Annotated in this window: 11 protein-coding genes; 9 read left to right on the forward strand and 2 right to left on the reverse strand. The window is 55.0% G+C overall.

Translation table 11 applies throughout. The features are described 5' to 3' along the window. Positions 1-42: 42 nt before the first annotated feature. The 7 genes from INT84_RS02845 (at position 43) to INT84_RS02875 (ending at position 9,226) form a co-directional block, all read left to right on the forward strand. Positions 43-1,194: an HlyD family secretion protein gene (locus INT84_RS02845; RefSeq protein ID WP_194205537.1), complete on the forward strand. Its 1,152-nt coding sequence runs from the start codon at positions 43-45 to the stop codon at positions 1,192-1,194. Further along, complete coding sequence (locus INT84_RS02850) at positions 1,191-2,762, forward strand: DHA2 family efflux MFS transporter permease subunit (protein ID WP_194205538.1); 1,572 nt, start codon at positions 1,191-1,193, stop codon at positions 2,760-2,762. The genes INT84_RS02845 and INT84_RS02850 overlap by 4 nt, the downstream gene beginning before the upstream one ends. A 1-nt stretch (position 2,763) precedes the next feature. Then, positions 2,764-4,290, forward strand: coding sequence for an efflux transporter outer membrane subunit (locus INT84_RS02855; RefSeq protein WP_194205539.1), 1,527 nt, complete (start codon positions 2,764-2,766; stop codon positions 4,288-4,290). Between the two features lie 106 nt (positions 4,291-4,396). Next, positions 4,397-5,434: an aldo/keto reductase gene (locus INT84_RS02860; protein WP_194205540.1), complete on the forward strand. Its 1,038-nt coding sequence runs from the start codon at positions 4,397-4,399 to the stop codon at positions 5,432-5,434. Between the two features lie 287 nt (positions 5,435-5,721). Continuing rightward, a complete protein-coding gene (locus INT84_RS02865) occupies positions 5,722-7,098 on the forward strand; it encodes a glycoside hydrolase family 1 protein (RefSeq protein WP_194205541.1) in 1,377 nt (458 codons plus the stop codon). An 87-nt stretch (positions 7,099-7,185) separates the two neighbouring features. After that, positions 7,186-8,493, forward strand: a complete 1,308-nt coding sequence (locus INT84_RS02870) for a PTS sugar transporter subunit IIC (RefSeq protein WP_194205542.1) — start codon at positions 7,186-7,188, stop codon at positions 8,491-8,493. A 16-nt stretch (positions 8,494-8,509) separates the two neighbouring features. Continuing rightward, positions 8,510-9,226 carry a GntR family transcriptional regulator gene (locus tag INT84_RS02875; protein ID WP_194205543.1) on the forward strand — a complete coding sequence of 239 codons (717 nt, stop codon included), beginning with the start codon at positions 8,510-8,512 and terminating at the stop codon, positions 9,224-9,226. A gap of 39 nt (positions 9,227-9,265) precedes the next feature. Here the strand turns inward: INT84_RS02875 and ldtB are convergent, their stop codons facing one another. Then, positions 9,266-10,186 (reverse strand): L,D-transpeptidase, encoded by a 921-nt coding sequence (gene ldtB, locus INT84_RS02880; RefSeq protein WP_194205544.1) that lies wholly within the window; start codon positions 10,184-10,186, stop codon positions 9,266-9,268. 286 nt (positions 10,187-10,472) lie between these two features. Here ldtB and INT84_RS02885 point away from each other — a divergent pair, with 286 nt between their 5' ends. Continuing rightward, on the forward strand, positions 10,473-12,065 hold the full coding sequence (locus tag INT84_RS02885; RefSeq protein ID WP_194205545.1) for an ABC-F family ATPase: 1,593 nt from the start codon (positions 10,473-10,475) through the stop codon (positions 12,063-12,065). 200 nt (positions 12,066-12,265) lie between these two features. On the opposite strand, the gene INT84_RS02890 is transcribed toward INT84_RS02885, so the two are convergent. Continuing rightward, positions 12,266-13,081, reverse strand: coding sequence for a Cof-type HAD-IIB family hydrolase (locus INT84_RS02890; RefSeq protein WP_194205546.1), 816 nt, complete (start codon positions 13,079-13,081; stop codon positions 12,266-12,268). A 246-nt stretch (positions 13,082-13,327) separates the two neighbouring features. Between INT84_RS02890 and INT84_RS02895 the strand changes: the two genes are divergently transcribed. Further along, positions 13,328-14,242: an Rpn family recombination-promoting nuclease/putative transposase gene (locus INT84_RS02895; protein WP_194205547.1), complete on the forward strand. Its 915-nt coding sequence runs from the start codon at positions 13,328-13,330 to the stop codon at positions 14,240-14,242. Position 14,243: the final 1 nt, after the last annotated feature.

Genomic DNA, 14,243 nt, shown 5'->3' on the forward strand with positions numbered 1-14,243 from the left:
CAGGCCCCATTACGCCGTTAACTGACAGGACCGTTGCAACTTATGGCAGAACAAGACGAAAAACCTGACAACCAGCAGGAAGAAAAAAAAGCGGAAAATCAGCAGGAAGACAAAAAATCCGAAAATCAGGAAGATAATCAGAAGAAGGACCAGCGCAAGCGTCCGGGTAAAAAGCCACTCATTATTCTTGGCATTGTGGTGATCGTGATGATTATCGTGGCGCTGGTGTGGTGGCTGATGACCCGTAATGAGGAAACCACCGATGATGCGTTTACCGATGGCGACGCCGTCACCATCGCGCCGAAGGTCGCAGGTTATGTGACCGATCTGCGGGTGAAAGACAACCAGCGCGTGAAGAAGGGCGATCTGCTGGTGGTTATCGATCCGCGAGATGCGACGGCCCAGCGCGATCAGGCGAAAGCGCAACTGGGGCTGGCCGAGGCGCAGCTGCATCAGGCGCAGGCGCAACTGGCGCTCTCTAAAGTTCAGTATCCGGCCCAACGCGATGAAGCGCGGGCGCAGGTGCTGAAGGCACAGGCCGATCAGGCGAATGCCGAGGCGGCTTACCGTCGTCAGCGCGGTGTCGATCCGCGTGCGACCACCCAACAGAATATTGATTCGGCTAACGCGCAACTGCGCAGCGCCCAGGCACAGATGGCCAGCGCCAAAGCGCAACTTGAAGTTGCAGAGCAGGTCGAATTGCAGATCCGCCAGCAGGAAACCAACGTTGAAGCGCGCGAGCGTCAGGTCGATCAGGCCCGCGCCCAGCTCGAAACGGCGGAGCTGAATCTCTCGTGGACCGAAGTCCGCGCGCCGTTTGACGGCTTTGTCACTAAGCGTAACGTGCAGAACGGCACGCTGGTGCAGGCCGGCACCGCGCTGTTTTCCCTGGTCTCCCCCGATATCTGGATTGTGGCGAACTTCAAAGAGTCGCAGCTGGAACGCCTGCGTCCGGGGAATAAAGTCAGCATTAAAATTGATGCCTTCGGCGATATGGAACTCGAAGGTCACGTCGACAGTATCCAGCAGGGGAGCGGCTCGAAATTCGCCGCCTTCCCGTCGGAAAACGCCACCGGCAACTTTGTGAAAATCGTTCAGCGTGTGCCGGTCAAAATCGTCATCGACAAAGGGCTGGATCCGAATCATCCGCTGCCGCTTGGCCTCTCCGTGGAACCGAAGGTAACGCTGGAATGACCGACCAGAGCCATGAAAACTGGCGTCCGGCCAGTAATCCGTGGGCGGTGGCAATGGTGGTCACCCTCGCGGTATTTATGGAGATCCTTGATACCACGATCGTGAACGTGGCGCTGCCGCACGTCGCCGGATCGCTGTCGGCCAGCTACGATGAATCCACCTGGGTGCTGACCAGCTATCTGGTGGCGAACGGTATCGTGCTCCCCATTTCTGCCTTCCTCAGCCGCGTTTTTGGCCGCAAACAGTTCTTCCTGATCTGTATTGTGATGTTCACCATCTGCTCCTTCCTGTGCGGGATCGCCACCGAACTGTGGCAAATCATCCTGTTTCGTATTATGCAGGGCTTTTTCGGTGGTGGGCTCCAGCCGACCCAGCAGTCGGTGCTGCTGGATTATTTTAAGCCGGAAGATCGCGGTAAGGCATTTGGCCTGTCGTCGATTGCGATTATTGTGGCCCCGGTGCTGGGCCCGACGCTCGGTGGCTGGATCACCGATAACTACTCCTGGCGCTGGGTGTTTTTCATTAACATTCCGGTCGGCATCGTAACCGTACTGGCGATTTATCAGTTGCTGGAAGATCCGCCGTGGGAGCGTAAATCCGAAGAGAAATTAAGCATCGACTGGACCGGGATCGGCCTGATTGCCCTGGGGCTTGGCTGCCTGCAAGTGATGCTCGATCGCGGCGAGGATGAAGACTGGTTCTACTCTAACTTTATCTGCACCTTTGCGGTGCTGACGCTTATCGGCATTATTGGCGCGATATACTGGCTACTCTACGCCCGCAAACCGGTGGTCGACCTGCGCTGTATGGCGGATAAAAACTTTGCCGTCTCCAGCCTGCTGATGGCAGGGATGGCGATGATCCTCTACGGTAGCTCGGTGGTGATCCCGCAGCTGGCGCAGCAGGATTTGGGCTATACGGCAACCTGGTCGGGACTGGTGCTTTCGCCGGGCGCGGTGCTGATTGTGCTGACCATTCCGCTGGTGCTTAAGCTGATGCCGGTGGTGCAGACCCGCTATATCATTGCGTTTGGTTTCTTTCTGCTGGGGGCCGCCTTCTTCTGGTCGCGAACGCTGACGCCGGACGTCGACTTTGAAACGCTGGTGCTGTTCCGCAGCGCGCAGTCGCTGGGGCTGGGCTTCCTGTTCGTGCCGCTGACCACCATCGCCTTTATTACCATTCCGCGCCAGCTTAACGCCGACGCCTCGGCGCTGTTTACCATGTTCCGTAACGTGGCGGGGTCGGTCGGCATTTCGCTCTCCACCGCAGCGATCACCGAGCGGGCACAGGCGCACAGCGCCCATCTGGCTTATCACACCAGCCCGTTCAACGAACAGTTTCAGCAGGCGATCCGCCAGTCGGCGCAGGCCATTCGTGATTTTACCGGGCTGGTGGGCGATCCAATCAGTCTCGCCACCGGACAGATGTACCAGACGATGATTGAGCAGTCGCGCATTCTGGCCTATATCGACGTCTTTACGATCCTTAGCGTGGTTGCGCTACTGTTGATCCCTTTTTGTCTACTGCTGTCACCGGTGAAGAGTGAAGGCAGCGCAGGAGCACATTAATATGCACAGACGCAACATTTTCTCCCTGACCGTGATGGCGCTGATGGTGGCAGGGTGCAGCGTGGGACCCGACTACAAGACGGCAGTGCCGCAGACGCCAGCCCGCTGGAATGATGCGGGCAGCAGCGATGTGCCGTCGCAAACCCGGCCCCAGGCAGTTGATCCGCGCTGGTGGACAACCTTTAACTCACCGCAGCTGAATAGCCTTATAGAGCGGGCGATTGCGGGCAATCTGTCACTGCAACAGTCGGTGTTGCGTATTGCCGGGGCGCGTGAGCAGTTGAATCAGGCCGGCGGCGCATTTATGCCTTCGGTTAACGGCAACTTACAGGCCACCCGGCAGCAGCTGGGACTAAAAGGCGAGCTGGAATCGCATGATGTCTACGGCCAGCTCGATGATGTCGACCCGGAACTGCGTAGTGCGCTGGGACCATTGACCCAGCCAATCAACCTCTATCAGGGGAGCTTTGACGCGCAGTGGGAACTGGATTTATGGGGTAAAGTTCGCCGCCAGGTGGAAGCCGCGGATGCGCAACAGCAGGCGGCCATTGAGCAGCGTAACGACGCGCTGGTGTCGCTGGAGGCGGAGGTCGCCCGTGCGTGGCTGCAACTGCGCGGCGCACAAAGCATCATCCATACCATGAATACGCAGATTGCCACCGCGCAGCAGACGCTGGAGCTGACCGAAAACCGCCAGCGCGGCGGGCTGTCGCCGCAAATGGACGTGGAAAACGCCCGCGCCCAGTTGGGTAATCTCGAAGCGCAATTGCCGCAGTATCAGGCGCAGCAGCGTCAGGCGATGAACGCCCTTGCCGTATTACTGGGGAAAGCGCCCGGCACGCTGGATAACGAACTGCGCGGTGAACAGCCGCTGCCGCCGCTGCCGAATATCGTCAAAACCGGTATTCCGTCAACGCTGGCGCGTCGGCGTCCTGACGTGCGAGAGGCGGAGGCTAATCTGCATGCCGCCACCGCGCAAATCGGCGTTTCTGTCGCCCAGTTATTCCCCAGCCTGACCTTAAGCGGCCAGTTTGGCATGCGTAACAGCGAGGCCGACTGGTTGACCGACTGGAGCAGCCATTTCTATAGCTTTGGCCCGCAGGTCTCGATCCCTATTTTCCAGGGCGGACGTCTGGTCTCCAGCGTCAAACTGGCGCGCGCGCAGCAGGGGGCAAGCGTACTGCAATATCGTCAGACGGTACTCACCGCGCTGAACGATGTGGAAAATGCGCTGGTCAGCTACCGCAGCGATCAGCAGCAGGAGCAGGGGCTGGATAAGACCATCGAAGCGCTACAGAACGCCTTTAATCTGGCCAGCGACAGCTACCGTCAGGGGCTGGCGACCTTTATTGACGTGCTGGATGCCCAGCGACAATTGGCGCAGGCGGAACAGCAGCGCGCGCAGGCGAAAGTGCAGAGCAGTCTTGACCTGGTCGCCCTGTATAAGGCGCTGGGCGGCGGCTGGGAACCTTACCAGACCGTGCGCCTGCCAGACTATTCCGTCTTCGGCGACGCGCCGCGCGGATAATTTCAGAGGATTGGGCAAGAAAAGGACAGGAACGCCACATTCGCAATGGCCCCCTGACGGTTATAACTATGGGGTACTCACGTTATCATCCTGAAAGGAGAGTCCTGTGCGATATCAAAAACTTGGCAATACCGGTCTGTTTGTCTCTGAGCTGTGCCTCGGCACCATGACCTTTGGCGGCGAAGAGGGGATGTGGGGGAAGATTGGTCAGTTACGTCAGGCTGAGGCGGAAAAACTGGTCGGCACCGCGCTGGAGGCGGGGATCAATTTTATTGATACGGCGAATGTTTATTCAGAAGGCCGCTCGGAGGAGATCACCGGTCAGGCGTTGAAAAACCTGAAGATCCCGCGTGAAGATGTGGTGGTGGCCACCAAAGTGTTCGGCGAAACCGGCACCAAAGGCGTGAACTCGCGTGGCAGTTCACGCTATCACATTATCAATAGCGTGAAGGAGAGCCTGCGCCGTCTGCAACTCGATCATATTGACCTCTATCAACTGCACGGTTTTGACCCGGCGACGCCGATGGAAGAGACCCTGTACGCGCTGGATAACCTGGTGCAGCACGGTCACGTGCGCTATATCGGCGTGTCGAACTGGGCAGCGTGGCAAATCACCAAAGCGCTGGGGATTTCCGAGCGCAAAGGACTGGCGCGTTTCGCGTCGCTCCAGGCGTATTACACCATCGCCGGACGCGATCTGGAGCGTGAACTGGTGCCGATGATGCAGAGCGAAGGGGTCGGGCTGATGGTCTGGAGTCCGCTGGCAGGTGGCCTGCTGAGTGGTAAATACAGCCGCGACGGCGGAAGTGAAGCCGGTAGCCGCCGCCAGGAATTTGACTTCCCGCCGGTGGAGAGCGATCGCGCGTTTGATTGCGTCGATGTGATGCGTAATATCGCCGACAGCAAAGGCGTATCGGTAGCGCAAATCGCGCTGGCATGGCTGTTACATCAACCGGTGGTCAGCAGTGTGATTATCGGGGCGAAGCGCCCTGAACAGCTGACCGATAACATTGCCGCCACGGCGATCCGTCTCAGCGAAGAGGAGCTTAAACAGCTTGATGCGGTCAGTGCGCTGCCGCGGGAATATCCCGGCTGGATGCTGGAGCGGCAGGGCGAATATCGCCGTAATCAGCTGAAAGGGTAACGCGTTACGTTGTGGCCGCGGGCCTGCATTCCTGGTAATACGTTGATTTCAGAGGAAACGTAGACCGGATAAGCGTAGCGCCATCCGGCAAATCACCACCGGGGCAGGCATTATCCGTTTCACCAACACCGCCCGGCTTTCGCCGGGCTTTTCTTTTGCCGATCGCCACGATCTTTTCGAATCCGCTCACATTTTCGTCCATTACTTTTTGCCAGCCTGGGCTTTATGGGTATATGACTAGTCATATAGTTTAAATGACTTTACATATACGCACGAGGAGCCAGTAAATGACAAAAAAATTAGCTGACGGTTTTTTATGGGGAAATTCAGTCTCCAGCATGCAGACTGAGGGTGCCTGGAACGAAGGGGGAAAAGGGATGTCGGTTTACGATATTCGCGAGGCCAGCGAATTCGCCTCTGACTGGAAAGTGGCGACGGACTCTTATCACCGCTACCGGGAAGATTTCGACCACATGCAAAACCTGGGCATGAACTGCTACCGTTTCCAGATCTCATGGAGCCGGGTGTGCCCGCAGGGTGACGGTGAGTTTAATGAAGAGGGCATCGCGTTTTACGACCGCTTTATCAACGATCTCCTCGCCCGTGGTATTGAACCGATGGTATGTCTTTACCATTTTGATATGCCGTTAGCGCTGGCCGAGCAGTACAACGGCTTCACCGACCGCCGGGTGATGGACGCGTTTATCCGTTATGGCCAGCAGATGATCGATCGCTTCGGTGACCGGGTGAAATACTGGCTCACCTTCAACGAGCAGAATATTTTTCACATGCCGGAAGCGTTTAAGGTCTCGGGCTACCTGCGCGGAGATAAAACGCTGCGCGACCTGTATCTGATCCAGCATCACACCATGATGGCCCACGTCCATTTGACGCAATACCTGCACGACACCAAACCGGGCAAGCTGATGGGTGGCATGCTGGCGCATCAGTTGATTTACCCGGCCACCTGCAAACCGCGTGATATCTTTTGCGCTCAACAGTTCGATGAATTCCTGAATCAAAACCTGCTGCGGGTATACGCGGGAGAAGGGTACAGCCCGGAAGTGCTGGCGGTGGTGAAACGGGAAGGGTTCGAAGATATCTATCGAGAAGACGATCTTGCCCTGCTGCCGACGGTGAAAAACGATTTTATGGCCTTCAGCTATTATGCCAGTCGAACCCTGGACAGCGACGCTATCCCGGAAAATACGCCAGTAAATGATTACCTGCTGCACGGCGATAAGCCTAACCCGTGGCTGAAAGCAACGGAGTGGAACTGGCAAATCGATCCGCTGGGTTTTCGCACTATCATCACCCGTTACTACAACGACTGGCGTCTGCCGGTTTTCCCGATTGAAAACGGTATCGGCGTGATTGAATCCTGGGACGGCGTCAACATGATTGAAGATGACTACCGCATCGACTATCACCGTGAGCATATCAACGCTATGAAAGCGGCCATTTTTGAGGATGGGGCACAGGTAATTGGCTATCTCGGCTGGGGACTGATCGACATTCTCAGTTCTCAGGGCGATATGCGTAAGCGTTACGGCGTGGTGTACGTCAACCGTGAAAACCACGACCTGAAGGACCTCAAGCGGGTGCCGAAGAAAAGTTACGCCTGGTTACAACAGGTGATTCACAGTAATGGCGAGAAAATGTAGTTCACTGCCAAACCGGGTTTGTACTGATGACAGGTTGCAGGGGCCTGCAACCTGTATTGTCCAGGGGATAAAAGAAAGGGTTCTGCTATGTCTGGTACAAATATGCAGTCTTTTACCGATCGCTTTGTCGATATTTCCGCACGTATTGCCGGGCAGGTGCATTTGCGTTCGCTACGTGATGCTTTCGCCGCCATCATGCCAATTTTTATTCTGGCCGGGCTGGCGGTACTGGTGAACAACGTGGTGTTTCCGTGGGTGATGGAAGGGGAGACCCTAACGAAGTTCAAACTGTGGGGGGACGCGATTATCAACGGGACGTTGAATATTGCCGCCCTGCTCATCGCCCCGATGATCGCCTGGTCGCTGGCGCGAAATAAAAAAATCGACAACCCGGTTTCGGCGGTCATTATTGCGATATGTAGTTTTATCATCATGATGCCCATGCAGGTGGATCTGGTGCCGCTGGGCGCGAAGACCACGGTCAGTATTACCCAGGTATTGACCTTCGCCAATATCGGCACCACCGGGATTTTTGCCGGGGTGATTATCGGCCTGCTGTCGACCGAGATTTTCATTCGTATTTCGCGGCTTGAGCGGCTAAAAATTTCATTGGGTGAAAATGTCCCTCCGGCAGTCAGCCAGTCGTTTTCATCATTAATCCCCACCATTCTTACGCTGTCGCTGTTTGCTTTATTTGCTGCGTTACTGGCTAACCTGCTGCATACCGATCTGATTCATTTGATCACCACCCTGATCCAGCAACCGCTGCGCATGATTAATACCAGCCTGCCGGGGACGCTTTTTATCTATAGCTTCGGTAACTTCTTATTTACGCTGGGTATTCATCAGGCGGTGGTCAACAGCGTGATCCTTGAGCCGTTCCTGCTGATCAATACCAATGAAAATATGCTGGCGTTCGCTAACGGACAGCCCATTCCGCATATCATTAACAATATTTTCGTCCCGACCTTCGGCATGATTGGCGGCACTGGCAGTACGTTCTCGTTACTGATTGCTATTTTTATCTTCTCGCGGCAGAAAGCTGCGAAGCAGGTCGCCCGTCTGGCGATCTCTCCGGGCCTGTTTAATATCAACGAACCGGTCATTTTCGGCTTGCCAATTGTGTTTAACATTCCGCTGATGATCCCCTTTGTCCTCCTGCCTGCTATCGGCATCTTTTTTGCCTGGATGTGTACGTCGCTGGGGTTGATATCACGCTGCGTGGTGATGATCCCGTGGACCACGCCGCCGGTGCTCAGCGCCTGGCTTGCCACCGCGGGCGACTGGCGCGCCGTGGTGGTGCAATTGATCATCATTGTCTTTGGTGTATTCTTCTACCTGCCATTCCTCAAAATCGCCGAGAGAGTGGCGCAAAAAAATAGCGAAATAGCGTAAATAAAAAGGAAGGGTAATGGCTGCGAAGTATGTGTTGATCGCGCGGGAAATCAGGCAGCGTATTCTGAGTAAGCAGTATCCCGCGAGCGAGCCGTTGCCCGATCAGTTTGCGCTGGCGGCCGAGTTCAGTACCAGCCGAATGACCATCCAGCAGGCGATGCGCCAGCTGATTATCGAAGGGCTGGTCTATACCCGTCAGGGGCAGGGCACGTTTATTCGCAAAAATTTTCACCAGTTGTCGCAGTGGGAACTGGCCGGAAGCGACTATTTTGGCGCGACGCAAACGTGGAAGGATAAAGGCACGGTAAGCAGCGAAGTCGTTCGCTTCGAACTGCGTTTTCCCGACGAAACAGAGCAAACCTCGCTGCTCATTGGTGCTGACGCGCCAGTGTATGACTTTATCCGCCTGCGGCTGCTTAATGGCGAACCGATGTCGCTGGATGCCACCATTATGCCCGTGAGCCTGGTGCCGGGCCTGAATAAATCCCATCTGGAAAGTTCGGTTTTTCGCTACATTCAGCAAACGCTGGGGCTGAAAATCATGGGATCGTATCGGGTAGTGCGGGCGTTAAAGCCGAATGCGCTCGATATGCAGTATTTGAACTGTCAGGAGACGGACCCGGTGATGGAGGTAGAGCAGGTGATTTATCTGGAGGATGGAACGCCGCTGGAGTATGCCCACTGCCACTATCGCTACGATCACAGCGGGATTGTGATTGTGAATAACGGTTAAACATTTGCCCGGCGCGCGATGCGGCCGGGCATTCCAGTCTTAGTTCAGACGAACCGGCATACCGGAACGGTTCTGGATCGCCTGCTCCAGTACGGTCTGATCGACATCCGCCTGGTCGGTGACTTTTTTCACCGCTTTGGTCAGCGTGACCGGGACTTCTTCGTCACCACTAAACTGCGCTTCAGTCGTGGAAAGCGGGTTATGAACTTCAACATAACGGCTACCGTCTGGCTCAGTGGTGGATTTCACCGGCTCATCAATAAACTGTACGCGCGTACCTACCGGCACGTTCTGGAACAGGAATTTGATGTCGTCGTTACGCAGACGCACGCAGCCGTGGCTCACACGCAGACCGACGCCGAAGTTAGCGTTGGTGCCATGAATCGCATACAGGCGGCCAATGTACAGGGCATACAGACCCATCGGGTTGTCCGGACCTGCCGGAACGACTGCCGGAAGCGGCTGACCCGCTGCGGTATATTCAGCATGCATTTTTGCGGTTGGCGTCCAGGTCGGACCCGCTTTTTTGCGCTCAACCTTGGTAGTCCAGGCAATCGGCGTATCTTTACCTAACTGACCGATACCGATAGGCAGCACGATCACGGTGTTGGTGCCTTTCGGGTAGTAGTACAGACGCATCTCGGCGCTGTTGATAACAATCCCTTCATGCACGGTGTCCGGCAGGATCAGCTGTTGAGGGATATTCAACACGGTGCCGCCCTTCGGCAGATAGGTGTCCACGCCCGGGTTAGCTTCCAGCATATTGGACAGGCCCATTTGATACTCGGCCGCAAAGTACTCCAGCGGCTGTTTGTTATCATCCGGGATCTGAATCACCTGGTTTTCACCGATCAGACGGCTGCCATCGGTTGGCAGAGGATACGTAACGGCTGAAGCCGTTTTGCAAAAGCCCACGACAGCCAGCGCCGCCGCAAAGAGGGTCGTTAGTTTCATATTCATGTTATGCAAGATACCAGTGCCACAGGCTGTTGATTTAAAGTCCACTATCATTTGGAGCGCATTATAGGTGCATTCCGGTTTAGTGGGAAATAGATGTGTGCAAAATCACACTTTTTTCCGCTGACTACATTTTAGACGTAATTGCAGGGGACTGATTTTAATTCAGAATGTTGGCATAAACCCGGATTTTAACGCAGCGCTGAGGGTGAGCGTATTTCACCTGGTGAAAAAGCTGCGCTAAAGTGGCATAATTAGCGGTTTGTCACACTTTTTTCAGGAAATACCCGTGTTAGTTTCCAGCAACGTCACCATGCAGTTCGGCAGTAAGCCGCTTTTTGAAAATATTTCCGTCAAATTCGGCGGCGGCAACCGTTACGGCCTGATTGGCGCGAACGGTAGCGGTAAATCCACCTTTATGAAGATCCTCGGCGGCGATTTAGAACCGACGCTGGGCAACGTTTCTCTCGATCCGAACGAGCGCATCGGTAAACTGCGTCAGGATCAGTTCGCCTTTGAAGCGTTCTCCGTACTCGATACGGTCATCATGGGCCACGGCGAGCTGTGGGAAGTGAAGCAGGAGCGCGATCGTATCTACGGTCTCGCAGAGATGAGTGAAGAGGACGGCTATAAAGTGGCCGATCTCGAAGTGCTGTATGGCGAGATGGACGGTTATTCTGCCGAGTCACGTGCCGGTGAGCTTCTGCTCGGTGTTGGCATTCCGGTTGAGCAGCACTACGGCCCAATGAGCGAAATCGCCCCCGGCTGGAAGCTGCGTGTGCTGTTGGCCCAAGCGCTGTTCTCCAACCCGGATATCCTGCTGCTTGATGAGCCGACCAACAACCTGGACATCGATACCATTCGCTGGCTGGAGCAGGTGCTTAACGAACGTAACAGCACCATGATTATCATCTCGCACGACCGTCACTTCCTTAACATGGTCTGCACCCATATGGCGGATCTGGATTACGGTGAACTGCGCGTGTATCCGGGCAACTACGACGAATACATGACCGCCGCAACCCAGGCGCGCGAGCGCCTGCTGGCGGATAACGCCAAGAAAAAAGCGCAGATTGCCGACCTGCAATCCTTCGTCAGCCGTTTTAGCGCTAACGCCTCCAAATCTCGTCAGGCCACCTCGCGTGCCCGCCAGATTGATAAAATTAAACTTGATGAGGTGAAAGCCTCCAGCCGTCAAAACCCGTTCATTCGCTTCGAGCAGGATAAAAAGCTGTTCCGTAACGCGCTTGAGGTGGAGAAGCTGACTAAAGGCTTCGACAACGGTCCGCTGTTTAAAGACGTTAACCTGCTGCTGGAAGTGGGGGAAAAACTCGCGGTCCTTGGCACCAACGGCGTCGGTAAATCCACGCTGCTGAAAACGCTGGTGGGTGAGCTCGAAGCCAACAGCGGCACGGTAAAATGGTCTGAGAACGCCCGTATTGGTTATTATGCCCAAGATCATGCTGACGACTTCGCCAACGATCTGACCGTGTTCGAGTGGATGAGCCAGTGGAAACAGGAAGGCGATGACGAGCAGGTCGTACGTAGCTTCCTCGGCCGTCTGCTGTTCAGCCAGGACGACATCAAAAAGCCCGCCAAAGTGCTTTCTGGTGGCGAGAAGGGGCGTATGCTGTTCGGCAAACTGATGATGCAGAAGCCGAATATCCTGGTGATGGATGAACCGACCAACCACCTGGACATGGAGTCGATCGAATCGCTGAACATGGCGCTGGAGATGTACGAAGGCACCCTGATTTTCGTTTCTCACGACCGTGAATTCGTCAGCTCGCTGGCGACCCGCGTACTGGAAATCACCCCGCAGCGCGTGGTGGACTTCAGCGGCAACTACGAAGATTACCTGCGCAGCCAGGGTATCGAGTAAGTGTTGTCACGGGCTTTCAGGCAGTGAAAGCCCGCAAAAAAGTGACAAACGTTATACCGTGGAGTGATGCCTGGCGGCGCTTCGCTTGCACAGTCCTGTGGTTTACAGCTAAGCGGTCGATATTGATGCTTTTTGTCGGCCGGGTAAGGCGAAGCCGCCACCCGGCAAAAAGCCGGAGTCACTGGCTCCGGCTAACAACGTCAGTCGTTAAACGGCGGCGTATTATCCAGCACGGCCTGAATAACATTCAGTGCGCCATGATGATTGTTGTCATCGGTCGCATAGCGGGAGAGCGCCCTAATATTGTCCGCGGCGTTGCCCATCGCGAAGGAGTATTTCGCCAGTTTTAGCATTTCCGCATCGTTGCCGCTATCGCCAATGGCGACGCACTCCTGCGGGGAAATTTCCCAGCGTTTCAATAAACGGCTAATGCCGTTCGCTTTGTGCAGGCCGGGAATAATCAGGTCGATAAAGCCAAAACCGCTGGTGACCGGCTTCATTACGCCCTCAAGAGAAATATGCAGCGCGTCTACCAGTTGCGGGATCTGCTCGTCCGGCAGATTAAGCGAGAACTTAAACAGTTTATCATTGATTTCGCTGTAATCGTTGATGCGTTTCAGGCGGTAATAGTGCTTCGACATCAGTTCTACGAAGGCCTCCGGGGCTTTGTCGCTGACGTAAGCGCTATCTAAACCGCAGGCAACAAAATTAAGCTGCGGATCTTTGAGCAGTTCACCGATGACGATCTGCGATTCATGCTGCGTTAACTCACCGTGGAAGAGCTCCTGACCGTGCTCATACACCAGCGCGCCGTTTTCGGCGACGTAGGAAATGGCGTCGCGAACCTCGGGGAAGAAGGTAATAAGCTGGTAGTACTGGTTGCCGCTGGCGACCACAAATTCAATACCGCGCTGCTGAAGCTGGTCAAACTGGGCTAAAAAACGCTGGCGATCATAGGTCTTGGCGTCACTAAGAAACGATCCATCCATGTCGGTGACGATAACTTTAACGGTCATAACTACGCTCCTGGCGAAAACGGCAATGCGACGTATTTTAATGCGTAAGCGAAGCAATGCACGCATAAATTACCCGGCCCTGACGAATGCGCAGATTTCTGTGCAGCCCATTCCAGCGCAATGAACAGGTTGCAGACAGACGGATTCTTTTCTGAATTCGTCACGTAAAACGGAAAAGGGTCGCATGAATCTGCATCTGATAGCGGCTAAAGTCCGGCCATCGTAATTACCCTCTGATGGATAGCCATGGAAAAGGTCACCACTTCAACGCCGCATGATGCGGTGTTTAAACAATTTTTATGTCACCCCGATACGGCACGAGACTTTCTTGATATTCATCTTCCACCTGCGTTGCGCAAGCTCTGCGATCTGGACACGCTTGCGCTTGAACCTGCCAGTTTTATTAAAAAGGATTTACGCGCCTGGCACTCGGACGTGATCTGGTCGGTGAATACTTCTGCTGGTCAGGGCTATATCTACGTGGTGATTGAACATCAAAGCTCGCCTGACAGGCTCATGGCCTTCAGGCTAATGCGCTATACCATGGATGTTATGCAGCGTCATCTGGATAAAGGTCATCAACAATTGCCGCTGGTGGTGCCGATGCTGTTTTATCACGGTGTCGACAGTCCCTATCCGCATTCTCTGTGCTGGTTTGATGAATTTACCGATCCTGCCCATGCTCGCCAGCTCTATACCACACCGTTTACGCTGGTTGATATTACCGTCACGCCGGATGAACAAATCATGCAGCATCGCCGGGTGGCCCTGCTGGAACTGGTACAAAAACATATACGCCAGCGGGACTTACTGGTGATGGCAGAGCAACTGGCCTCGTTACTGGCGATGGGATACACTACGCACATTCAGCGAGAAACGCTGTTTAATTACATGGCGCGGTGCGGCGATGCCGTCGACTTCAGTACCTTTTTTCGCAGTCTCGCCAGGCGCGCCCCACAACACAAGGAGGAACTGATGACGATTGCTGAAAGATTGCATGCAGCGGGCTGGAATGATGGCAAACATGAAGGCCGTCAGGAAGGCCGCCAGGAAGAAGCTCTGCGTATCGCGCGTACTATGCTTGAAAACGGTATCGACCGCGAAGCGGTATTGAAGATAATAGGCCTGCCCAGCGAAGTGTTGCGGGCTCACGGCCTTTAAT

It is taken from the genome of Superficieibacter sp. 1612_C1 (assembly GCF_015234305.1).
Lineage (GTDB): Bacteria > Pseudomonadota > Gammaproteobacteria > Enterobacterales > Enterobacteriaceae > Superficieibacter.